Here is a 23,239-nt window from a genome sequence, read left to right on the forward strand (position 1 = left end):
GATGTTATGTAATGAATGCCTCTATGCCTGACTGTTTTCTACTAGTTTATTTTCTTGGCGCAGATAAGCTTGAATGAATGTATCAAGTTCGCCATTCATTATATCACCAATCGCTGTTGTTTCCGTGTTTGTACGTAAATCCTTCACCATTTGGTAAGGATGAAATACATAGTTACGGATTTGGTTTCCCCAGGAGGCTTCCACCATATCGCCACGAATTTCGGCAATTTCTTGGGCGCGTTGCTCTTTAGCGATGACTAACAGCTTTGCTTTGAGGCGATTTAGGGCTTTTTCTTTATTTTGCAGCTGCGATCGCTCTTCTGTACAGCGCACGGCAAGACCCGTGGGCAGGTGAACAATCCGCACTGCTGTTTCTACTTTGTTGACATTTTGCCCACCTTTACCACCAGAGCGGGTTGTGGTGATTTCCAAATCTTTATCTGGAATATCCAATTGCACAGAGTTATCAATCTGCGGCATCACTTCCACCCCGGCAAAACTGGTTTGCCGCTTGCCGTTAGCATTAAAAGGGGAAATCCGCACTAAGCGATGTGTACCCATTTCCGAGCGCAAGTAACCATAGGCATAGCGACCGGTAATTTCTAGGGTTGCCGATTTAATTCCGGCTTCATCACCCTCCGACTCTTCAGCTAAAGTTACCTTATAGCCGTGAGCTTCGCCCCAACGGGTGTACATCCGCATCAGCATAAATGCCCAGTCTTGAGCATCTGTGCCACCAGCACCAGCAGTAATCGTCAGTACAGCACCTTCGGCATCATAGGGGCCGGAAAGTAACTGTTGTAACTCCCACTGATCTAGGTCACGATTCAGTTTAGTGATGGTAGATTCGGCTTCTTGGAGTAGTGCCTCATCGGTTTCTAACTCCAATAATTCCACAACTGCCTTAGTATCTTCGAGATTGGCGTGCCAGCGATCGTATTGCTGGAGGTGGGCTTTCAGGTCGTTGAGTTCTTGCAGAGTTTGTTGGGCTTGGGTTTGCTCATTCCAAAATTCTGGCTGTGCTGATATTTTTTCGAGGTCTTGAATTTTGGCTGTCAGTGCAGGTACGTCAAAGATAGTCCTGGGTTTTACCCAGGCGGCTAGACAACGTTTCGATTTCGCGTTTGAGTTCTAGGACATCCATAATGCTTGCTGAATGATAGATAGAGCGCTTTGGATTAAAAAATTGCTCTTTATTCTACGTATGTTTCTTGATTTTAGCTGTAGTTGGGCAAATTTTTTCTGCACTACTTATATAAGTTATAAAAGTGACTTGAAATTATCAAGCGCTTCTTTACTTACTGAAGTAGTGTGATTTAGCTGTTGCAGATAGGCTTTGATAAACAAATCGATTTTACCATCTAAAACCTCTGCCGCAGCAGTTGTTTCTACATTGGTACGTAAATCTTTCACCTTGGTGTAAGGATGCAAGATATATTCCCGGATGAGCTTGTTGGATAGAAGTTTTATCTGTCGGGGTTGAATTTTGTCAATCTGGACACCTTGGGCTAGTGCGATCGCAAACAGTTTACTCTTGAGAATAGCCAGGGCTTTCTCTTTGTTTTGCATCTGGCTGCGCTCCTCCTTGCAAAATACACTAATCCCCGTAGGAATGTGAAACACCTGCGCCCATGTTTCTGGGCGGTTGACATTCCGCCGATCGCGCGGCAAAGTAATTTCTAAATGCTTCTCTGGAATCTCAAAATCAACAGACTCATCTAAAATCGGGCTGACTTCTACACTGGCTAGGCAAGTATGCCGTCTGCCATTACCATCAACAGGAGAAATTCGTTCTATTCTTGCATGAGTTCCTTGTTCCGCTTTTAGCCAGCCATAAGCATAACGCCCTGTAATTTCTAGGGTGGCATGTTTGAACCCTCCTAAATCACCTGCTGACTCTTGCACTAGATGTACTTTATGGTTATGATTTACTGCCCAACGATGGTATAGGTGTAATAACATAGCTGCCCAGTCTTGAGCATCTATACTTCCAACCTCAGCCGTAATTGCCAAGAATGCCCCCTTTTGGTCGCAGGGAGCGGACAGGAATTGTTCTATTTCTAGTGTTTCGAGTTCTTTTTGGAGTTGAGTTAGGTTGGTTTGCGCCTCTTGCAATAATTCTTCATCAGCAGATAATTCTAGTAGTTCTAGTGCAGCTTTGATATCTTCTAGAATGAAGTGCGATCGCTGATATTGTTTCTTCTTAGCGTTGAGGAATTCAATTTCTTGAAGTTTCTGATAGTAAGTGACAGAATTATGCCAGAAAGTAGGTTGAGAAATTAATTGATTCAACTCTTGAGTTTTTGCACTCAGTTCTGTCAGGTCAAAGACAGCCTTCAGCCTTGGTCAAGATATTAGACAACCTTTTTACTTCAATTTTGATATTTAAGAGTTCAAGCATAGTTTTGCTCACTTGAGGCTTAACTTATCTATATATCCTACTATTAAAACGATGAAAAACCCGTGGTTGCTAAAAATTCAACCACGGGTTTTATTTTATAAAACTTTACTTGTCTTAGTGCCTACAGACAATTAATCGCGGCCATTGATGGCAATTAGCAACCGCAAGATAAAGACAAACAAGTTTATGTAAGTTAAGTACATCGACAAAGCAGCAGGCAAATATTGGTCATCGCTGTAAGTGCGGGGCAAGATGTAGAAATCGACAACAGAAACCCCAACAAACAGGAATACTCCCAAACCGGAGATGGCAATTTCTAACCAATTTGGCGCGTAAACACCAAACATGGCAAATCCGAATTGGGCAAGACACACAACCACCAAGGCAATGACACCAAGATTGATGGTTTTCGTCAAAGCCATGCCATCTTGTTCAGAAAGATTTGAACCAATTTGACGGGCAGCAATAAAGGTGACACCACAACCAAGGGCAGCTAACCCAATGCCTTGAATGCCAACGCCTTGGGATCTCAAAGCGACAAATACCAAGCCACTGAGAGTATATCCAGACAAGAGGCTGTAGGTTGCCAACAGAGGTAGTGCAAGACCCTTATTACCTTTTTGGGCAACATTTTGGGCAACAAAGAACAAAATTAACTCCAAAATCACCGCACCAATGAAGGTGGGAAAGAATATTTCGGGGTTAGTACGGATAATTCCTAAACCGCCGTAGGTTCCTAATGCGGTTAGCACCAATCCACCACCGACGTAGGGGAGGGCGTTGGCAATCACGTTTGGGCCAACAAGGGCGTGAGATTTAGCCTCACGGATAGCTTCACGAAAATTACTGGTATTGCTCATATTGAAAAACTGTTTTTTAGGAAAACGTTCTGCTTATTCCTATTCTTACCAATCTTTGCCGTTAACGGACAAGGATTTAATATCGTTGCCAAATCTGAAGGGCGGCTTTGTTGTTGAAAATTAGAGTCGTCAGTTTTTGAGGATTTCACAGCATCTTTAGTACTGATAGCATACTCTTTACCCTTGATTGCAACCTATTTTGCGATTAATTTAATACCGATCCAATACTTGTCGGGTTTTGGGGAAAAGGGGAAAGAAAAAACCTTTAACCTAAACCCAGTAACCTTTTCCCAAATCCAATTCCGAGTTAAAAATCCACAAAGCGTGCAGTATTGACTACCGATCCACTTGCACTCAGTATGACAGATGACTATTAGGTAAGTGATGCATTTTTCAGCATAAATAGCTAGTTTTTGTTGCAAAAGCTAAAGATTATTTACCATTCAACAGTTATATAAAAAGCAAAAATCACCTGTAACAGAGGGGTTCGCAAAATCATGCGTACAAATACTGAATTGTGGAGTTAGACCCCTAACAAGTTCAGTGAAACGACGATGGCTTATTCTTCCCTGACTCAGCAAAATAATAACAGCTTAGAAGAAAATATACGCAGCTCCATTTTCTCAGGAATAGGAGTTACAACAAAGGTAATTTATATGGCAACAAGTGAGTCCTCTTTACGAACTGATGGTATAGAATTATTGCACTTGTACCACCAGAATCCATCTATTAAACTTCGTAATAAACTTGTACAGTTACATACTGGCTTAGTACGGAAGATGGCTCATAAATTCAGCCATCAATGCAATGAACCTTATGAAGATTTAGAACAAATTGGGTATTTTGGTTTGATTAGGGCTATTGAGCGTTTCGATCCCAGCCAAGGATATGCTTTTAGTTCCTTTGCAGTGCCATATATTCGCGGTGAGATGCTGCACTTTTTGCGCGATCGCAGTACTCTATTAAAAATTCCTCGTCGTTGGCAAGAATTATATAATGAAGGACAAAAGATTCGCAAGGACTTATCAATCTCTTTAGGTCGCCCGCCCAAGGATGCTGAAATTGCCAGCCAACTTCGGGTATCTGTACAAGAATGGCAAGAAACCAAGTTAGCTGCTCAAAACCGTATGCCCTTGAGTTTAGATGCAACCGCAGTTAACTATGTTGATTGCCAAATAACCTTAGGTGAGGCACTTCCTTGTCCTCGTTCTCATGTGCTTCTGCAACAAGAAGAAGAACGCCAACAACTCCAAGGAGCAATCAATATGTTGGAAGAAAAGCCCCGTATGGCAGTTGAAATGGTATTTTTGAAGGAACTTTCTCGCAAGGATGCAGCTAAGAACATTGGTACTAGTCCAATGACAGTAACCCGCTATCTGCAAAAGGGAATTCAAGATTTGATTTGCTATTTACAACCACAGGTAATGCCTACTGGCTCGTAGTCATAGCTAAGTCAAAAATCCAATGACAAATGACAAATGACAAATGACAAATTATCTAGATTTTAAATCAGCGATCGCACCTTTGGTCATAGCAGCAATAGCTTGATCTGTCGCTTTCGGCAAATGATAATATTTACCGCCTGCTGTTTGCGATAATTCTTTAGCAAACCCAGTAGACACAAATTTACTTTCTGTATCAATTACTAATAGTTGCATTCCCAAAGCACGGATTCTCGCAGCAATTTCTAATAATTCTCCTTTGATATCTGGCTTTTCTCCTGGTTCTAGCTGTTCGCCCAAAGAACGCGCTAAAGGAATATTACCTCGCCCATCGGTGATTGCTACAAGGACAACTTGCCCAATATCTCCACTCATCTGAGCATTTAAGCCGACGCGCACAGCTTGAGTTAAACCATGTGCTAAGGGCGAACCGCCACCACAGGGCAACCTTTCTAAACGGTTACGCGCCAAAGCAATAGAACGTGTTGGAGGCAATAATACCTCAGCCTGTTCTCCTCGGAAGGGAATTAATGCTATTTGGTCGCGGTTTTGATAAGCTTCAGTCAATAGTTGCATTACTGCACCTTTAGCCGATTGCATTCGATTCAGTGCCATTGAGCCAGAAGCATCTACCACAAATACTACCAACGCCCCGGCTTTACGTACCAGGCGTTTCGAGCGAATATCAGGCTGTTCGACAATAACTTTTCTATCTGGTTGTCTTTCTCTTCGTGCTTTTTGATAAGGAGCCGCAGCTCTCAACGTGGCATCTACTGCAATGCGTCGCGCTTTCCCTTTGGGCAACATTGGCTTAATGTAGCGTCCCCTGTCATCCGAAAAGATGACACTGCGACTACCAGATTTACCTTGCCGCTTCGCTGTTTGAGTAAAGTAAAGCACGCTGTCATCAAGAATTACCCCTTCTGGATCGAAGATAAACTCTTCCGGGATACTGGGCGGTTCTTGCTCTTGATTTTCTTCCTGTTCTTCCTGTTCTTCTTGTTCCTCTTCTGATTCGTCTTGGGGTTCTTCTTGATTTTGTGGCGGCGGCGGAGGCGGAGGTGGTGCTTGATCTGGTGGTGGTGTCTGCACAACTGTGGCGCGTGGTACAATTACCAGTTCCACCGCACGGCGCAAATCTTCAGCATTAACTGTTGTTCGTCCCTCTAAAGCTGCGGCGGCTTTGGCAACCCGCGTGGCGAATAACTCGGCCCGATGTCCCTGAACTCCGCCGCGAATTGCCTCATCTACTAAGTAGGCAATTTGTTCGTGGGTGATGATTACTTCTTTCAACCATTCCCGCGCCAAGATGATTTGGGTTTTGAGAGAGTCTAAATCTTCGTTATACTGTTCGAGAAAGTCTTGGGGAGATTTAGAATAAGCGATCGCTTGATCGACTGCTTCTACTCTTTGATCTAAGCCGAGTACACCATCAGCAGATAGTGCGATCGCAATTCTATCTAGCAAATGCTCTCGTAATCCGCCTTCTTCTGGATTGTAAGTGGCAATAAATAGGGATTTGCACGGATGCTGAAAACTAATCCCTTCCCGTTCGATCTGGTTGCGTCCCTCAGATAATACTGTTAAAAGTTGATTGGATATTTGGTCATCTAATAAATTAATTTCGTCTACGTACAGTACACCCCGGTTTGCTGTAGCGAGTAATCCAGGCTGAAAAATGGTATCACCTTGCTTTACCGATTTTTCAACATCTACTGAACCGAGGAGTCGGTCTTCTGTAATGCCTAGAGGAATTTGCAAAAAAGGCGCGGGAATGATTTCGACGGGAACATCTTGAGTGTTTTTGTCTGCGTACTCCGCCAACAGTTGATCGTCCCATTCTTCTGGGCGGTTGGGGTCACAATTACTGATTGAACCTTTGACAACTTCAATCGGTGGTAGTAGAGCGTGGATAGCACGAGCCATTACAGATTTTGCCGTACCGCGACGACCTGCGATCGCTACTCCTCCCAAACCAGGATCAACTGCGGCTAACAGCAAGGCTAATTTAATTGCTTCTTGACCGACTACGGCTGTCAAGGGAAAGGCAGTGATGGTGGGATTGATAGTAGGCGCAGGCATTGTTTGCTTTTATAGCGAGTCTCGGCCTTTAGCATACCAATTTCTGACACATTTAGAATATAAGTGCGATCGCCTCTGGTGAGCGGTTATCGCGATCGCATTTCCCTTGGGAGGAAGATTTATGAGTATTGCTCAGGCTAAACGCTTCACACTGGATGAATACCACAGGCTTACTGAATTGGGCTTTTTCCATGAAGATGACCACATTGAATTAATTAACGGGGAAATTATTGAAATGGCATCCAAAGGTACAGTTCATGAAACTTGTTTGCGAAACTTATTGCGAGAACTTCCGAAAATTGTAGGTGATAAAGCAACTTTGCAATCTCAAGCTCCGATTGCTTTGCCACCTAATAGCGAACCTGAACCAGATTTTGCTATTCTTCAAAACCGAGATGATAATTATCTCTTCGGTCATCCTCAACCTGCTGATGTGTTATTGGTAATGGAGGTTTCAGATTCTTCTTTGGATTATGACCAAGATGTAAAAATTCCTCTCTATGCTAAAGCAGGTATTACAGATTATTGGATATTCAATTTATTTGATAATTATTTGGAAGCTTACAGTGAAGCATATCAAAATATTCAAGGTAAATATGGTTATTTAAATAAACGGATTTTCTTATCAAATCAGATAATAATTTTTCTTTGCTTACCTGATTTATCTCTTGATTTAGTAAGAGTGTTTCCGCCAAAGCTCAATTTTTAAACCTTGCTATAGAATGAGATAAGATTCAGTCATAAGAGGATGTTTGAAAAGTTTTCTTCTCGGTAACAAAACGTTCTAGATCCCCCTAAATCCCCCTTAAAAAGGGGGACTTTGATTCCGGTTCCCCCCTTTTTAAGGGGGGCTAGGGGGGATCGGTTAGTGCCTAAAATCACAGCCAACCACTTTTCAAACAACCTCTAAGACCAAGGAGTAAGTTTTATGGCTTATAGTGATTTTAAACTTATTGAGATTATTGATTCTTTTGGGTTAGTTATCCACGAGTCATCTGGACTATTTGCAAATGTACAGGAGCAAGACTGTAGTGACTTGTTATCTATCATTCTTAACGAAAATGTTGATTTAGCAGTAGCAATAAGTTCGGGAAAAGCTCGGAGCAAAATGATAATTAGTCCAATTTTATTAGAAATTAGACGCAAATTTAATTATGAAATAAGTTTGGTTTCTGGAGTTGATTTTACTGTTGATAGCCAACGAGGACTAAATGGATTTTGTGATTTTATTTTGAGTCTTTCTTCGGAACAGTTGCTTGTACGTAGTCCGGTGGTTGTCTTAGTAGAAAGTAAAAATGAGAATTTAAGGTCTGGTTTAGCACAATGTATTGCCAGAATGATAGCTGCTCAGTTATTTAACGAAAGAGGTGCAAATCAAATTAAAATTATATATGGTGCTGTTACTATCGGCACTATCTGGCAATTTCTCAAGCTTGAAAGTAATGTAGTTTCGATTGATTTGAGTGAATATTATATTAAGGATATTAAGAAAATTTTAGGTATTTTGTATGGTGCGATCGCGCAAAGTAAACCGTAAATTATTTTTAGCTAAAAAATGGTGATTTTGAGAGAATACTATAGATAATTATTCAACTTGATAGATAACAGGCGATGTCTTATGACAAGCCACTACGCATCTACGTTTTTACTAAATCTTCATAAATAATCATATTGACATCCAGAATCAGCTATGCAATTCTGTATGTAGGACAGAATAAACAACCACACTCTAAAGCGCAGGTTTTTGGTAATGTCTCAGCAGCAGAATTCCTAGTTTCCTGCCAAGCTTCGCGTCATCCCTTCGGCTGAGTATTCAGTCCAATGTCAGGTCAACTGATTGACTAGACTTTCAACGGGAAGACAAGATGTTTGGATGAATGTTCAGGGGAAAGGATGACGCGAAACTTGGTAGGAAGCCAGGAATTCTACGGCTGAGACTTAAACCAAACGAAAGCGACAGTAGAGAGCTTTATTACAGGGTAGTACTTTTTGAGTATAAGTTTCTCGTATAAAGCTCTACTGCTAATTGATGTGTGATTTTTTAACACTGTCGAGCAAAAATCACAATTTTTCAGGTAAAAATATGGCTCGACAAATAAGCTTGCAACAAGATTTAGTTTCCATGTATTGGGACTATCAAAATATCTCAGACCCAAAAATAGCTAAGGATTTGTTACTATTTGCTAGTTCACTAGGCTTTATTGCCAAGCAAAAAGTTTATAGTAACTGGTGTAAACAAAGTAAAGCTAAATTAGTTCTATCAAACCTGGATTTTGACTGTATCCATGTATATCAGAAATTCAGAAATGCTGTAGATTTTAAACTTGTTATGGACTGTGGTGGCGACAGTTCAGATATAGTTATCCTTATTTCTGGAGATAGCTTTTGTGAAATTGTAATTGATAATTTACGTAGAAATGGTAAAAAAGTGATAATTTTTGCTCGTCCAGAAAGTGCAAAACTTAGCTTAATAAATCTCGCTGATATGTTCTATTTTGTAGATGATTTACCTAAGTTAGTTGAGAACAATAATCAGTTTAAAAGTACTTCATTGTATGAAAAAATTAATTACAATGAGGCTATAGAGTACTTGCTGAAAGCTATCAATACTGCGTTAGATCAAAAAAAGCGTACAGGATTAGGTTACATTAATAACTTGATGATGCAGTTATTCACTAAGTATCAGGGAGTCTGCTCAATATATGTACCTGATGGCAAGAAATTTAAGAGTTTTAGCCAGTTTATTGATGCTGCTATCAGAGATGGTAAAGTTCAAAAGCAAGGTCAGGAATTGCTTTTAGTTGAGTTAGACAAACTAGCTGCTTAAAAAAGCTTTTAAAAACCCAGTTGAATAAAAGCTGGGTTTTACTAACACCGCTATTTGCGGTTTTTTCATGTTTGAAGACAATAGCCCTCGTAAACTTTCCCAACAATCAATTTTCGCAACAAAATACAAGATAAAAATGCACAAACTTCTAATATTCCATAATGAAAAACTTTTACGTCGTGCGCTTACGCATCGTTCTTATGTCCATGAAAACCCAGGAGAAGGCGAACATAATGAACGCCTAGAATTTCTCGGTGACGCTTTACTAAATTTCTTAAGTGGCGAATATCTCTATGGTCGTCATACAGAAATGGGAGAAGATGAATTAACCCGGCGGCGTTCGGCGCTGGTAGATGAGAAGCAGTTGGCAAAGTTTGCTGAAGAGGTAGGTTTAGACTTTAGAATGCGGTTAGGAAAAGGTGCAATTCGAGACGGAGGCTACCAAAATCCTAATTTGCTCAGTAGTACGTTTGAAGCAGTTCTTGGTGCTTACTATTTGGATAATGATTCTAATATTGAAATAGTTCGCGCAATTATAGAACCACTATTTGATTCTGTAGATCCTAAGCATATAATAGTACCTCGTTCTAATGTAGACTCAAAAAACCGCTTTCAAGAATGGGTGCAACGCAACGTTACCCCAAATCCCCCCAAATATTTCACAGACCAAATAGGAGGCCCTTCTCATGCGCCAGAATTCATAGCCAAAGTATTGGTAGATGAAAAGATTTATGGAGAAGGTAAGGGACGCAATAAAAAAGATGCAGAAAAAGCTGCTGCTGAAGATGCGCTAGCTAAGTTGAAAAAACAAGGTTTGTTATAGAGTTTATGGGTTCATAAATTTTGATAATTTTAAAATTAGAAACTTCCTAACACTGAAAAAACGCAAAAAAAATGAGGATGGAGTATACCATCCTCATTTTATTTTTTGTCACTTTACTCATTTCCAGATAGTAGCCAGAAAAGAGTCAAATATTACAGTTGCGGTACATACTGTTGTTTATCTGGGACTTCAGCATACTCAGCCACAATCTGGCGGAATTCTTCGCCATCAATGGTTTCTTTCTCGATGAGCAAATCTACTAAGCGATCGGTGACAGTGCGATGGTCACGGATGATCTTCTTAGCATTGTCGTAGCACTGCTCAACAATTTCTCTGACTTGTCCATCAATGCGGGAAGCGATGGATTCGGAATACTCAGATCGGGTTGTCCAGTCACGACCCAAGAATACTTCTCCCTGCTGGCTTTCTAACGACAGTGGCCCTAAGTCGGACATCCCGAACCGAGTCACCATTTGCCGTGCCATTCCCGATAACTGTTGCAAGTCTCCACCAGCGCCAGTTGTGACTTCCGCAGCCCCAAAAATCACCTCTTCAGCGGCGCGACCACCCAAAGCACCAGTAATTCTAGCTTTCAACTGAGAACGAGAAATTAATCCCTGTTCTTCGTTGGGTGTAAACCAAGTTAAACCCTGTGCTTGTCCCCGTGGAATCAGAGTAACTTTCTGTACTGGGTCATGGTCTTTTAACAAAGTTCCAACTAAGGCGTGTCCGATTTCGTGGTAAGCAATTAAGCGCTTGCTCTTGCTGTCTACCAAAGGAGTACCTTCCATCCCAGCGACTACCCGATCCACCGCATCATCAATTTCGCGGAGGGTGATAGCTTCTTTGCGTCTTCTCGCAGTCAGAATTGCTGCTTCGTTGAGCAAGTTGGCTAAGTCAGCACCAGTAAATCCAGGAGTGCGGCGAGCGATCGCATCCAAGGATACACTTGCATCTAATTTCTTGTTCCGTGCATGGACTTGCAAGATTTCCAAACGCCCTTTGATATCGGGTGCATCAACTGTTACTTGGCGGTCAAAACGACCGGGACGTAACAAGGCTGAGTCTAGTACATCAGGACGGTTGGTAGCAGCAATAATAATGATGCCTGTGTTACCTTCAAACCCATCCATTTCGGTGAGCAATTGGTTGAGGGTTTGCTCTCTCTCGTCGTTACCGCCGCCGATACCAGCGCCCCGTTGCCGTCCTACGGCGTCGATTTCATCGATGAAGATAATACAAGGGGCATTGTCTTTAGCTTTCTTGAACAAATCGCGGACGCGGGATGCACCCACACCTACGAACATTTCCACAAATTCCGAACCGGAAATACTGAAGAAAGGTACGCCTGCTTCGCCAGCGATCGCTTTTGCGAGTAAAGTTTTACCAGTTCCAGGAGGCCCAACTAACAGCACTCCCTTGGGAATCCGTGCGCCTACAGCCGTAAATCTTTCTGGCTGCTTCAGGAAGGTGACGACTTCTTGCAATTCTTCTTTAGCTTCTTCGATTCCAGCTACGTCGTCAAATTTGACGCCGGTTTTTGCCTCCATTTGGAAACGCGCTTTAGATTTGCCAAAGTTCATTGCTTGACCTGGGCCGCCGGGGAGGTTGCTAGAACGCCGGAACAAAAAGAACAACCCAGTAATCAATAAAACTGGAAAAATGAGATTGCCCAACAATCCCCAAATTGCACCATCATTGCGCATGGGGTGAGCATCAAAACTAATGGCTTTTTCTTTGAGCTTGCTAATTAACTCAGGAGCGTTAACAGGCAAATCCACACGCCACCTTTGGACATGATTTTCCAGGTCTGGATCGCGGGCTTCTATAATTGCTGTCCTACCGCCTTCGTAAAGATCCACACTGTTGACGCGATCGCTGTCCAAGTATTCTAGAAAGCGACCGTAAGTCATGCGGGTATTAGCTGTATTCTTACTCATGTCAGCAGGTGCGCCTGCAAACGCCCCTTGCCAGAAGAAAAAGCCAATTACCAAAGCCGGCAACGTCCAGAGTGCTACGACTTTCCAAGAGAATTTCATTTTAATTTGCCTCTAGATGCCTATACAACTCGTTAGCTCTAGTAACCGAATGTTCATCACTCTGTCACTTTAAGCTGTTAAACGGATGTTTATAAATCCATTTTGTTTAATTCGATCTCTTAGATGCACTGCCATAAGCCGATTAGAGCATTATGGCGATGCCAACAAGAATCTTAATCAAAGTTAACTTAATTTTAATACAATATCGCACGAGAAAAGGGAGCGCAACGGGATGCAAAGACAGAGAAAATTTCTCCAGAATGCTCCTCGTATCGTTCCAGCCGCTCTGAATCATGATTCTATTTAGGGAGAGGCGATGAATCGCGTCTGTACAAGAGTGGGCGAAATGAGGGAGCAGGGGAGAAATCAATTCAAAATTCACTCATTCAAACATTTTAGAACTTCTGCCTCCTGCCTCCTGCCTCCTGCCTCCTCTTTCCCAATGCCCAATGCCCAATGCCCTACTTTACTTCTGTAATTTTTAGAGTGTAAGGAAGATACTTGCCCTTTTCATAGGAACCAACCCAAATTTGGTAACTTCCAGGTAGCCATTCACCAACAATGCCAGCATTTTTGCCATCAAAATCGTCATTGCACCAAGTACCACCGGGCCCTTTGATAATCATGGTGGTGTCTTCAGGACTTTGCACTTGCAGCTTTAGGTAGTCAAATTTACTTGTTAACGCTAATGTGTGGTCTGGTGTTTCATCCACAAATCCGGTACAAGGGCCAGTGGCTGTTTCGCTTCTGCCACCTACTTGACTCCCAGATATTGAGCCACCACTCATCCCGCGAACTGTCAGGGGGTCTGGCGAAAACTGAGGGCTAAGGGTGACATCTCCAAATATCGTTGGCGCTTCCTGAGCATCAACCGCAGCATTAACTGTCGATGTGATGAAGAGCGTAACTATCATAAACGATAATCTCATCCCTCTATTGAGCGCTTTTGTAGGCATTTTAATTACGTTTGCTTCTAAGTGTTTTTGAAGACATTAATTTTACACACCAAGTTCCCAACATGAGGAGAATTGACTACCTATTTTAGATTTGAAACTGGGGATAATTCATTAGTAATTAGTCAATGATTTCTTGTTCTTATAGTTGCTCTACCTAATGGATAGGGGCACACATTTGTACGCCCCTAAAATCTGAAATATTTCTAAAATCTGGAAGTAATCGCTACTTAGCTTCCGTTATAGCCCGACTCAAGCGCGGTTTATCCAAACCAATCTGATTTAGTAGTAACCAAGATTGGATCAAGTCGGGGCCATGAACATCTCCAGTTAAAGCTGCTCGGAGCGATCGCATCACTAAGCCTTTTTTGACTTTCTGCTCTTTCACAACTTGTTTTATAATGTCCTGAGCAGCGGCTTCTGACAGTTGCGGCTGATTTTCTAAAGCTGTGACAATCGCTTCAAGAACAGCAGTAGAACCTTCTTGCTTCAATTGTGTACTGCCTTCTTCGCTAAATTCAACTGTGTCGTTAAAAAACAGTTGACCTTGAGGTACTCCATCTACCAGGCGAGTCAAACTCTGGCTAATCAAAGTTACTAGCTGTTCTAACCAGGGGCGATCTCTTCCACCATCAAATTTATAGCCAGCCGCTTCCCAAAAGGGAATGAGTAAATCTGTGAGTTTATCTACTGGCGTATTGTGGATATACTGACTGTTCAACCAATCCAGCTTGTCCCAGTCAAACTTTGCACCTGCTTTATTGACGCGCTCAAAGCCAAATTCTTTAGCTGCTGTTTCTAAGGTAAATATTTCTTGTGTCGAGTCTGGTGGCGACCAACCCAGCAATGTCATGTAATTTACCAAGCCTTCAGCAGTAAAGCCCATTTTCTGAAATTCAGAAATGGAAGTGACGCCATCCCGCTTAGAAAGCTTGCGCCCTTCCATATTCAAAATTAATGGCGTATGGGAAAACTCTGGAATTTTTGCACCCATCGCTTCATACAGCAGAATTTGTTTGGCAGTGTTGGCGATGTGGTCTTCTCCCCGGATGACGTGGGTAATTTGCATATCGATGTCATCCACTACAACAACAAAGTTGTATAAAGGTTGACCGCTACCCTCTTCTGAGGCGCGGGCGATGACCATATCACCACCTAAATCACTACCTCGCCAAGACATCTTTCCTCTTACTAGGTCGTTCCAGACAATTTCCCGCCCATCTTCGATTTTGAAGCGAATTACAAAAGAACGACCTTCTGCTTCAAAGGCGGCGCGTTGTTCTGGGGTGAGGTTGCGGTGACGGTTGTCATAGCGAGGTGCTTCGCCTCTAGCTTTTTGAGCTTCTCGGAGCGCCTCTAGTTCTTCGGAAGTAGTGTAGCAGCGATAGGCTAATCCTTGGTCTAGCAGTTTTTCTACTGCTTCTTTATAAAGATCCAGGCGTTGGGATTGGAAAAATGGCCCTTCATCCCAGTTCAGTCCTAGCCAACGCAGTCCTTCAAGAATATTGTCGGTGTATTCGGGACGCGATCGCTCTAAATCTGTATCCTCTATTCGCAGTATAAATTTCCCACCGTGGTGGCGGGCAAATAACCAGTTGAATACAGCCGTTCTTGCTGTACCAATATGTAAATTTCCGGTTGGACTCGGCGCAATACGGACTCTAACAGTCACAGTTAATTCTCTCTTTCGCAAAGCATGATAAATGTAGCTTATATTTAAATCTTGAATCCTGAGTCAACCTCTTTGGGTAATTCAGAATCTAATATCACCTAAGTTAAGTGATTCGCTACTCATAAATTTAGAACGGGACTGACGGGGCTCGAACCCGCAACTTCCGCCGTGACAGGGCGGTGCTCTAACCAATTGAACTACAGTCCCTTGTTTGGCAACTTTGCTATTATCACTATTTTTTTTCTACTTGTCAAGTGTTTCGGAGTCTGGAATTAGGAATGATTTTTATTACGTATTTTTTAGGTGCGAATTATACGTTAAACAGACCGTGATAATACAACCTGTGGCTCTGATTCCAGATGCTGCAATATTCGGGATTGCATTTGTTTATACTGCTGTTTCAATAGCTGTTTGCTCAATTGGGGTTGAGAAGTGGGTGGTAGACGATGACTCTGTTGCACCCAAGTTTTTAACATTTGCCGTTGAGTTGGCTCAATGCGGCTGCTGAGAACCTTGATGCAGGAATGTGGTGCTTCCAGAGTAAAGAAAATCAAAGGATACTGTTCATTTTCAGCCAGGAAACTTACCATCCTCAGATTTTGGGGATTTTGCATATCTAAGTAGCACGGTAGCCACTTAGGAGCGAATTGCTGATTATAGAGTACACTTACCCACAACAACATTGGGTGAGGGGATGTCACAAAGACAAACTGGTTATAACGGGTAGAAACCGCATAGTTTTTAATTTCTTGTTTAGATAACATCAACCATAGCGCTGTTATAGATCCTTGGGGAGTGTCTAGAAGCTGGGGAAAAACAATTTCTTGAATTGGTTTATTTTGAGGCCACAAAAGTTGCCGATAGCTTTGTTCTACAGTAATTGGTAATGCAGAATTTAAGGGAGACTTAAAGGTGAAGTTTGTAGGTAAAGTAGGACAATTAGACTGTTCTATACTGTTTAAAACTTGTAAAATTTCAGCGATATTTTGAGGGCGATCGCTTGCTTTTTTAGCCAAACAAGCCATAATTAAATTATTTAACTTCTGAGGTATTTTAATAGTAGGTTTAACATCTGCGAGCGTTTTCGGTGCTTCAAAATGATGTGCTTTATACCAAGCGCCAAAGTAATCAGTTTCTGTTTGCCAAGGTTTTTTGCCTGTGAGCATCTCAAACATCATCACACCCAGACTATAAATATCAGAGCGACTATCTAATTTTTCCCCATCTAGCTGTTCTGGAGAACAGTAGGGTAAAGTACCATTAAATCCGCTACTTGTACTAGCTGTTGATGCATAATTCAAAAATCTAGCAATACCAAAATCAAGAATTTTAACTAACTGGCCCAATATCGGATCGGGAATAACTAATATATTGGCAGGCTTGATATCTCGATGAACCAACGGACAAATTTTGCCATCAATGTTAATTCCTTGATGGGCACACTGTAAGCCCAAACAAATTTGGCGAGAGAGAGTCAAAAACATGGACAGAGATAGCGGAATTAAATCCTTTAAACTCTTACCACATAAATATTCCATGACATAATATGGTTTTCCTTTCTCATTCACACCATAATCATACGCCCGCACTATATGTACGCTCTTTTGACTCAAGGCTGCACTCATTAAAGCTTCACGAGCAAAGTCTTGTTGCATCTTGGTATTAACAACAGTTTGAGTCAAAAACTTGATAGCAACTGGTATACCTCCTAACAAAACATCATTTGCTAAAAAAACTTCACCCATGCCACCACTGCCAATTAATTGCTTGAGTTGATAGCGATTGGCAAGCAAGCCCGTACTACTAGGAGATGTAGATAAGCTCTGATTCACTTTGTTCACCTCTGATGCTAAGTCCATTGAAAGTTAGCAATAAACACATAAAAATACTCTTAGTTAATGGTGGCAAGCATTTTGATTTTACTAGCAGAATTTCAACGACGTAATAGCATTTTCAAAAACATTTCCAAAAATTTATTTATCCAAGTTTTTAAAACTTCTGTCTCAGATTTTTGATGTGTGGCTAAGTTTCGTAATATGTCTAACTTCAGCTTTTCGTACTCTGCTTTTAGAATATTTTTGGCTTGACCAGGCAAAATCAATTCATTTGACTGTTGACTCATATCTAACCAATCTAAAAGTTGCTGACGCTGTTTAGCTGTGAGATTTAAAGTCGTTACATGAGAGCAATGAGTTGGCTCTTCTAAGGGGAAAAATAGTAAATGATAGTAACCTACTTCTGCTAAACTACGTGCTATCTTTTGACTTTTGTTATCTTTTAAATCCAGAAAATAAGGCAGCCACTTAGTCGTAGAAGGTTGGGCGTCATACAGCACTGTTAACCACATTAGCATCGGATATACATTCATTTTACTAATAAATTCAGTACTATGTATTTTATCTAAAAATTTTGCAATCTCTTGTTTGGGCAACATTGCCCAAAAAGTTGGTATAGGTCTTTGAGAAGTCTGTAGTAAATGGGGAAAACCAATTGGTGCAATTGGTTTATTTTTAGGCCAATTTTTCTGCAAGCACTCTTTTTCTGATAGTAAAGTTGCGGGTACTAATTGAACTGGAAGCGAAACTTTAATAATGTCTGTGCTATCGTTAGAAATAACATTATTAATTTGAACACTTACTTTTTCTAAATCTTCTAATATTTGGTTGATATTCTGAGGGCGATCGCTTACTTCTTTAGCTAAACAAGTCATTAAGATTTTTTCTAATATTTCTGGTATTTTAACTTGCGGATTTACTTCTTCAACTGTAGGTGGCATTTGAAAGCGATGGGCTTGATACCAAGTACCAAAGGAGTTACTTTTTGTTTGAAATGGGTGTTTACCTGTCAGCATTTCAAACATTAATACTCCCAAACTATAAATATCAGAGCGGACATCTAGCAGTTTCCGCCCTTCCATGTGTTCCGGGGAACAGTAAGGCAAACTGCCAATAAAAGAATCTGTTAGAGTCATTCCACTTCGCTCTGTTAAAAACTTAGCAATACCAAAATCTAATATTTTAACAATTTCACCTTTTTTACTATCTTCAGCAATAAATATATTTTCTGGTTTAATATCTCTGTGAACAATAGGGTAAATTTCTCCTTTAAGGCTGATACCTTGGTGGGCACATTGTAAGCCTAAACAAATTTGATTACAAATTTCTAAAAACTTCGATATTGTTAAAGGCTGAATTTTCAGAATTTGTTTGAGATTTTTCCCTTGGAGGTATTCCATTACATAAAATGGAGTTTTATCCTCAGTAACTCCATAACTTAAAATGCGAACAATATGTTTACTTTTGCGGCCCAATTGAGCGCCAATAAAAATCTCTCTGGCAAAACGTTGGGACATTTGTTGGTTTGACAAACTAAGTGATAATATTTTGATTGCGATCGGCATACCGCCTTTAGCAGTATCTTCTGCTAGATAAACTCTACCCATCCCCCCTTTGCCAATCAGATCTCTGATTAAATAGCGATTGTTTAAAAAATGTCCGATGTAATCGTCTATTTCTGCCTTTTGCCCTACCATACTCTCAATTTTATTTTCTGGCATAAAAATCATTTATAAAAAATGTTATTGGCAAAATACTTGAATAAGTCTAGCTAATTATTAAATTTAAATCTAAGAGATGTCCGAGTTTTGAGAAAATTAATTATATGCTGTAAATATGCTTAAGCCCTCTGCAAAAGCTACTAAACATTGTGTAACATATTTATTAAGGAGTACGGTTGAGAAATTACACGTAAACTATAAATAACCTAGATAAAGTTACCTAGTATATTCAGTGAATATACAGGAATAATCAGAAATAACTAAATAGCAGTCAAGTTGCAATGTTTATGACGGGCTGCGCCTAAGCACCTTTATTTCTATACAATTAAAGCTTAAAATTTGGGAGTACCCGGCGTAATAATCTAATGAGGGGATTTTCAACTTTAAGTTGAAAGGCTAGTATCTGGGTGCGTTGTAGGGAGTTAAAATTATTATCACTGATGAGAATTAATAATTGTTGACCATTCGGTAGTTTTGGACCAAGAGTTAAGCCTTCGATGTTGTCTAGCAGTACATCTAGTTTTCTCAAATCTAACAACAGTTTTTTCTTAACTGGTTTAATATTTTTGAAATCAATTGCTAAAAGGCTATCAATATTATGAATATCATCGGCTTTTTCTAACGAAACCTGAAACAGAGAAATAGCAAATCCTAAACCAGTAAAAGACCTTTCTAAACTTAAAAAGTGTCCTTGATTATCAAGAGCGAGTAAATCGGGTAATCCACTAGCGAATTTGCCAATCAGATTTAAAAATGGTGTAACTGATTCAGTTTGGTAAAGAAATTCCTTTTCGGGTTGCTTGTTGAGCAAGTTGTATTGCAAAATCCTGCAAGAACTACCAATATTAGGTTTCGCTGCGACACCATCTTGAATTAGAGCATTTTCGGTGGCTGTGAATAGATGCTTATTATCGGGTGTGATGGCGAGGCTTTCAAAAGCCAAATTGTTGCGGATACCTTTTTGATTACTTTTATCTGGTAAAAATTTATTTGGTATAGAAAGTGTTGCAATTTCTCTCCCAGAAGATAGTGAGAACTCTTTAATAAAAGGATTAATTAATTTTGCAGCATCACCTTCAGAAGATACAAACACAGTTGCTTTATTAGTTAATGCAATACCTTCTGTATCAGTTTCACCAGGGCGAAATGTTTGACTATTTTCATTTAATAATGTAGTAACACTGACTGGAATAATTCCATCTTTTTCTAGCAAACCTTTGCTCAAATCAATTTTTAATGTGTAGAAACGAGCGGCAGCTTTTTGTCCCCGGTCATCTGAAATAGCGTAATAAAGGTTGTTTTTGGCATTATATGTAATTCCAGATAAACCTCCTACTTCAGTTTCTTTAAATATTAAACCTTTCTGTAAGGTTGCTTCTCCAATAAAATCTATACTACTAATTTCAACACTATTTGAAGAAAAGTTTGTGAATACAAGGCTAATAATTATAATTGGAATCAACAAGTAAATAATTTGTGGAAATACGAATATTTTTTTAAATATCTGCATAATTTTTATCAAATAAATATTTTTAGGAACAAACACTTATACATCCCTACAAATAATATCAATTAAATAAATATAGCAAGGGACTGGGGACTGGGTGAAAAGCCTTTTTGTGTCTAAGTTTTATCGTCTGTTGATGTCCTAACTAACAAAGCTTGTGCTATAATTTAACAGATACAAGCCTGAAAATTCCGACAAATCATGTTTTTTTAACTTGGTGACAAGTCTGAGTAGGTGTTTCTTTTACTTAGACTTCTCAAAAAGTATTTTAATTTGAAAACCTTTAAAAAATAATAAATTACTTAAGCTAATCGTAAATCATACTCACTTTGGAAAAAGTTGACAAGCCAATCTTTCACTTTATGGGTGGCGCGGCAGTCATCTTCGTTGTAACGTTGGATAATTTCTAGTAAGGTGCGATCGCCTGTTTCTAACCATCGATCGTACCAGTAAATACACTTGGCACCACTGGCTTCTTTATCACGCCACTCAAATCCTATCCAACGAGCGATCGCTTTCAAGGCATAGCTTTCTACGGGCAATGCTACACTTTGGGTTAATTGTTCATACACATCCACAAATCGATTCAGTACAGGACGCACTAAGGAGTGTGGAGTGCCGTAAAGTTTTGCCAACCGTTTGACTGTATCAAACTCGTAGACACAAAAATGATAAATTGGCGCTTCGGGATATTGCCAAACCAAATCCAAAAATTGCTGCCAAACTAATTCTTCGTCTTCTGGTTTGTCTGCTAAAAATGAATAAAATTGTTCTGTATTAGCTTGTCTATTAACAACCAAAACCCCTAAAAGATAATCTAAATCTAAGTCTGGCTGGGCTTCAATATCAAAATAAAGCTCTATGGGCGCTGTAAATGTAATATCTTCTGTTGGTAGCGGATATGGTAGAATCAACGGTCGTTTTTCTAGTGCAGATTGAGCTTGTACTACCAATTTGGGCGCTACTTCGGTGTCAAAACCAAGTAACTTTTCTAAGCTGCTGGGACTGGTGTTAGCAAGAGATTCCAGTGTGGTAATGTCTAAGGCTTGGAGTTGAGTGTAGCGCAGTGGTGTTACACCTGGTAGCAGTGAGAGATGTTTTTCAGATTGAGCGATCGCATAACATTCAGTATACCAATGGCAAAAATTGCACTTTTGGCGAGAAATAAATACCTCTGGCGGATTCGGTAACTCTAATACTTGAATAAACTCTTCCAAAATCTGCTGCATCCGTGGTGTCCATTTGCATAGATCGACTGCATAATTTGTATTTTTGGTTCGCAATATGAGCAAAGCTGTTTCAGGTGCAACTCCCTGCACTGTTGCCAACACTTGGGCATGAAATGCAGCAACAACTTGATATTCTTGCTTAGGGCGCTTACCCAGTTCAATACTAGCTGGGACGTAGATCCAATCTCCAAAATTTGATTGTCCCGGCTGTTTCACAAGTAAATCTGGACGACTTAGCAGGGTGTCTGCTTCTGAATAATTTGCTAACAGTACTCCTTTATAGATGTACTCAACCCCACGCTGCATCAATTCTAAAGTTGCTTTCTCTCCCTTTTCCCAGTTTCTATAAGAATAATCTGGTTGGTAATAAGTCATCTGTGCCAAAGCACTCAACTGATGAGCGATTTTGTCCTGTTGCAGTTTCCGTAGCAACTCATTGGGAGCATCGCGCTGACTTTTGTCACCGTGGATATCTAGAAAAGGTCGGCGTTTACAGCGTTGGTATTGCAGTAGGAGTTCAGCATTGATTAGCATCCTTTTAAGTTAACAAGAATTAGCAGAATCTGGGAGTAACTGTGACAATTAAAATCTGGAAGTGGTGATAGCTTCTCTCGAAGACGCTACGCGTAGCTTGCTTCCCCGTGTAGGTACGGTGCGCTACACCAACGCGTCCACGCTGAATTTGCCGTTTATTTTATACTGTCAACAGCTAAAGCGTTTGCTTTTCTGCCAAATTACAACTCAAAGAGAGTAAAAATCACAGTTTGTCCATTATTACAAGGTTACATGACAAAACAACATGAGCTGTATCTCATCTGTAAACGTGTCACACAATGATGACACGAGCGATCGCAAAACTCTCCTCTTATCTTGACGATTAATTTGAGTGCAAAACGATTGCATAATTATCGACTCAAGAAGGCGGATTCAGTCAGGTGTAAAACTTTATTCTGCTAGAGGAGGCTGTACGAGTGGTTAAAAGATTGTCTGAACGATATTTTTTAATAAAACTGTTTTGATTTAAGTAAAAATAGTAACAGTGAAAATGATGTGGAAATAATTTCTAAGTTGTGCTTAGTACAATGTCTAACCTAGTAATGAAAAGTTCGTAGTAAACACTAAAGTGCTTACTACGAACTTGTTGACCTTACTAATTTAAACTTAACAGACTATAGCAATCCTATTTGATTTGTGAGAATTTTGGTGTTGACTGTCCTTTGTCATTGGTCATTTGTCCTTGGTTTTGTCTTATGAATGATTTAGGATTGCTATATTAACAAGGATTTTGGCCAACGCATAATTAATTAAAACTACACTGTCAGCTTTTATCCCTGCTTATTTTCTCCCTATATCTAACTGTACTTGCAATCCATCATTGTCACTGCCTGACTGAGCCGGTGTTAAGAAAACTGAAGTGTCTGGCTGTGATAATGATTCGTTAAAGCGAATTTGGGCTGGAGTTTTATTTTCTCTTCTATTATTGTTGGAAAGGCTTGCTGGATTAGTTTGCTCAAAAAAACTTTTAAAGTCATCTTGGGCTGTTTTCCGATCGATTCCAAGTAGAGAATCACCACTTAATCGATATTGTCCGGGATTTGAGTTTGATGCTGGTGATTGAGCGTAGGCTTGGCTTCCTAAGCTTACAAAGGCTGCCGTAATCCCCAAGAAAGCAATAATTTTGGCGTTCATTTGCTCGCTCCAAATTATTTTTAATATTGCTCGTCTATTATTCTCTGGGAAAAATATTTTGATTAACTCTATTGTTAGGTTCAACTATAATAATTTTATTGCGTATATAGGAATCCTATTTGATTTTTGAAAAAGATTACGAGATAATACGGATGAGTT

Annotated in this window: 17 protein-coding genes and 1 tRNA gene; 5 read left to right on the plus strand and 13 right to left on the minus strand. The window is 40.2% G+C overall.

Annotated features, from left to right (window positions below; genetic code table 11):
• Positions 1-21: 21 nt before the first annotated feature.
• The 3 genes from prfB to RM049_RS31885 form a co-directional block, all read right to left on the minus strand.
• A protein-coding gene (gene prfB, locus RM049_RS31875) for a peptide chain release factor 2 (protein ID WP_322707021.1) occupies positions 22-1,144 on the minus strand; the annotation gives its coding sequence in 2 pieces (ribosomal slippage) (positions 22-1,071 and positions 1,073-1,144; 1,122 coding nt in all).
• A 116-nt stretch (positions 1,145-1,260) separates the two neighbouring features.
• A protein-coding gene (locus RM049_RS31880; RefSeq protein WP_322707022.1) for a PCRF domain-containing protein occupies positions 1,261-2,401 on the minus strand; the annotation gives its coding sequence in 2 pieces (ribosomal slippage) (positions 1,261-2,325 and positions 2,327-2,401; 1,140 coding nt in all).
• Positions 2,402-2,532: 131 nt separating this feature from the next.
• Positions 2,533-3,261 (minus strand): Bax inhibitor-1 family protein, encoded by a 729-nt coding sequence (locus RM049_RS31885; protein ID WP_322688006.1) that lies wholly within the window; start codon positions 3,259-3,261, stop codon positions 2,533-2,535.
• Positions 3,262-3,917: 656 nt separating this feature from the next.
• Between RM049_RS31885 and RM049_RS31890 the strand changes: the two genes are divergently transcribed.
• On the plus strand, positions 3,918-4,703 hold the full coding sequence (locus RM049_RS31890; RefSeq protein WP_229498888.1) for an RNA polymerase sigma factor SigF: 786 nt from the start codon (positions 3,918-3,920) through the stop codon (positions 4,701-4,703).
• A 51-nt stretch (positions 4,704-4,754) separates the two neighbouring features.
• Here RM049_RS31890 and bchD read toward each other — a convergent pair whose 3' ends face one another.
• Positions 4,755-6,785, minus strand: coding sequence for a magnesium chelatase ATPase subunit D (gene bchD / locus RM049_RS31895; protein WP_322707023.1), 2,031 nt, complete (start codon positions 6,783-6,785; stop codon positions 4,755-4,757).
• 121 nt (positions 6,786-6,906) lie between these two features.
• Here bchD and RM049_RS31900 point away from each other — a divergent pair, with 121 nt between their 5' ends.
• From RM049_RS31900 to rnc, 4 genes are all read left to right on the plus strand, one after another.
• Entirely contained in the window at positions 6,907-7,494 is a 588-nt protein-coding gene (locus tag RM049_RS31900; RefSeq protein WP_322707024.1) for a Uma2 family endonuclease, read from the plus strand.
• Positions 7,495-7,713: 219 nt separating this feature from the next.
• Positions 7,714-8,322, plus strand: coding sequence for a hypothetical protein (locus RM049_RS31905; RefSeq protein ID WP_322707025.1), 609 nt, complete (start codon positions 7,714-7,716; stop codon positions 8,320-8,322).
• A gap of 546 nt (positions 8,323-8,868) precedes the next feature.
• Complete coding sequence (locus RM049_RS31910; RefSeq protein WP_322707026.1) at positions 8,869-9,612, plus strand: NYN domain-containing protein; 744 nt, start codon at positions 8,869-8,871, stop codon at positions 9,610-9,612.
• Positions 9,613-9,748: 136 nt separating this feature from the next.
• A complete protein-coding gene (rnc, locus tag RM049_RS31915) occupies positions 9,749-10,435 on the plus strand; it encodes a ribonuclease III (RefSeq protein WP_322707027.1) in 687 nt (228 codons plus the stop codon).
• A gap of 152 nt (positions 10,436-10,587) precedes the next feature.
• On the opposite strand, the gene ftsH2 is transcribed toward rnc, so the two are convergent.
• The 9 genes from ftsH2 to RM049_RS31960 all read right to left on the minus strand — a co-directional run bounded on the left by ftsH2 (position 10,588) and on the right by RM049_RS31960 (position 23,080).
• Positions 10,588-12,474 carry an ATP-dependent zinc metalloprotease FtsH2 gene (gene ftsH2, locus RM049_RS31920; protein WP_322707028.1) on the minus strand — a complete coding sequence of 629 codons (1,887 nt, stop codon included), beginning with the start codon at positions 12,472-12,474 and terminating at the stop codon, positions 10,588-10,590.
• Positions 12,475-12,935: 461 nt separating this feature from the next.
• Complete coding sequence (locus RM049_RS31925) at positions 12,936-13,430, minus strand: hypothetical protein (RefSeq protein ID WP_322672743.1); 495 nt, start codon at positions 13,428-13,430, stop codon at positions 12,936-12,938.
• Positions 13,431-13,653: 223 nt separating this feature from the next.
• Positions 13,654-15,099 carry a glutamate--tRNA ligase gene (gene gltX / locus RM049_RS31930; protein ID WP_322672744.1) on the minus strand — a complete coding sequence of 482 codons (1,446 nt, stop codon included), beginning with the start codon at positions 15,097-15,099 and terminating at the stop codon, positions 13,654-13,656.
• 133 nt (positions 15,100-15,232) lie between these two features.
• A tRNA-Asp gene (locus RM049_RS31935) sits at positions 15,233-15,306 on the minus strand.
• A gap of 110 nt (positions 15,307-15,416) precedes the next feature.
• Complete coding sequence (locus tag RM049_RS31940; RefSeq protein ID WP_322707029.1) at positions 15,417-16,931, minus strand: serine/threonine-protein kinase; 1,515 nt, start codon at positions 16,929-16,931, stop codon at positions 15,417-15,419.
• Positions 16,932-17,032: 101 nt separating this feature from the next.
• Entirely contained in the window at positions 17,033-18,655 is a 1,623-nt protein-coding gene (locus tag RM049_RS31945) for a serine/threonine-protein kinase (RefSeq protein ID WP_322707030.1), read from the minus strand.
• Between the two features lie 325 nt (positions 18,656-18,980).
• Positions 18,981-20,165, minus strand: coding sequence for an esterase-like activity of phytase family protein (locus RM049_RS31950; protein ID WP_322707035.1), 1,185 nt, complete (start codon positions 20,163-20,165; stop codon positions 18,981-18,983).
• A gap of 299 nt (positions 20,166-20,464) precedes the next feature.
• On the minus strand, positions 20,465-21,925 hold the full coding sequence (locus RM049_RS31955) for a TM0106 family RecB-like putative nuclease (protein WP_322707031.1): 1,461 nt from the start codon (positions 21,923-21,925) through the stop codon (positions 20,465-20,467).
• Positions 21,926-22,726: 801 nt separating this feature from the next.
• A complete protein-coding gene (locus RM049_RS31960; protein WP_322688016.1) occupies positions 22,727-23,080 on the minus strand; it encodes a hypothetical protein in 354 nt (117 codons plus the stop codon).
• Between the last annotated feature and the right edge of the window lie 159 nt (positions 23,081-23,239).

It is taken from the genome of Nostoc sp. DedQUE04, assembly GCF_034530995.1.
Taxonomy (GTDB): Bacteria; Cyanobacteriota; Cyanobacteriia; order Cyanobacteriales; family Nostocaceae; genus Nostoc.

What these genes read in the sequence shown, in the direction of transcription:
- RM049_RS31905 (WP_322707025.1), top strand. Translation starts at nt 7,714, where the DNA reads ATGGCTTATAGTGATTTTAAACTTATTGAGATTATTGATTCTTTTGGG.
- RM049_RS31960 (WP_322688016.1), bottom strand. Translation starts at nt 23,080, where the DNA reads ATGAACGCCAAAATTATTGCTTTCTTGGGGATTACGGCAGCCTTTGTA.
- RM049_RS31955 (WP_322707031.1), bottom strand. Translation starts at nt 21,925, where the DNA reads ATGCTAATCAATGCTGAACTCCTACTGCAATACCAACGCTGTAAACGC.
- bchD (WP_322707023.1), bottom strand. Translation starts at nt 6,785, where the DNA reads ATGCCTGCGCCTACTATCAATCCCACCATCACTGCCTTTCCCTTGACA.
- ftsH2 (WP_322707028.1), bottom strand. Translation starts at nt 12,474, where the DNA reads ATGAAATTCTCTTGGAAAGTCGTAGCACTCTGGACGTTGCCGGCTTTG.
- RM049_RS31885 (WP_322688006.1), bottom strand. Translation starts at nt 3,261, where the DNA reads ATGAGCAATACCAGTAATTTTCGTGAAGCTATCCGTGAGGCTAAATCT.
- RM049_RS31910 (WP_322707026.1), top strand. Translation starts at nt 8,869, where the DNA reads ATGGCTCGACAAATAAGCTTGCAACAAGATTTAGTTTCCATGTATTGG.
- RM049_RS31950 (WP_322707035.1), bottom strand. Translation starts at nt 20,165, where the DNA reads ATGCAGATATTTAAAAAAATATTCGTATTTCCACAAATTATTTACTTG.
- rnc (WP_322707027.1), top strand. Translation starts at nt 9,749, where the DNA reads ATGCACAAACTTCTAATATTCCATAATGAAAAACTTTTACGTCGTGCG.
- RM049_RS31890 (WP_229498888.1), top strand. Translation starts at nt 3,918, where the DNA reads ATGGCAACAAGTGAGTCCTCTTTACGAACTGATGGTATAGAATTATTG.
- RM049_RS31945 (WP_322707030.1), bottom strand. Translation starts at nt 18,655, where the DNA reads ATGCCAGAAAATAAAATTGAGAGTATGGTAGGGCAAAAGGCAGAAATA.
- RM049_RS31900 (WP_322707024.1), top strand. Translation starts at nt 6,907, where the DNA reads ATGAGTATTGCTCAGGCTAAACGCTTCACACTGGATGAATACCACAGG.
- RM049_RS31925 (WP_322672743.1), bottom strand. Translation starts at nt 13,430, where the DNA reads ATGCCTACAAAAGCGCTCAATAGAGGGATGAGATTATCGTTTATGATA.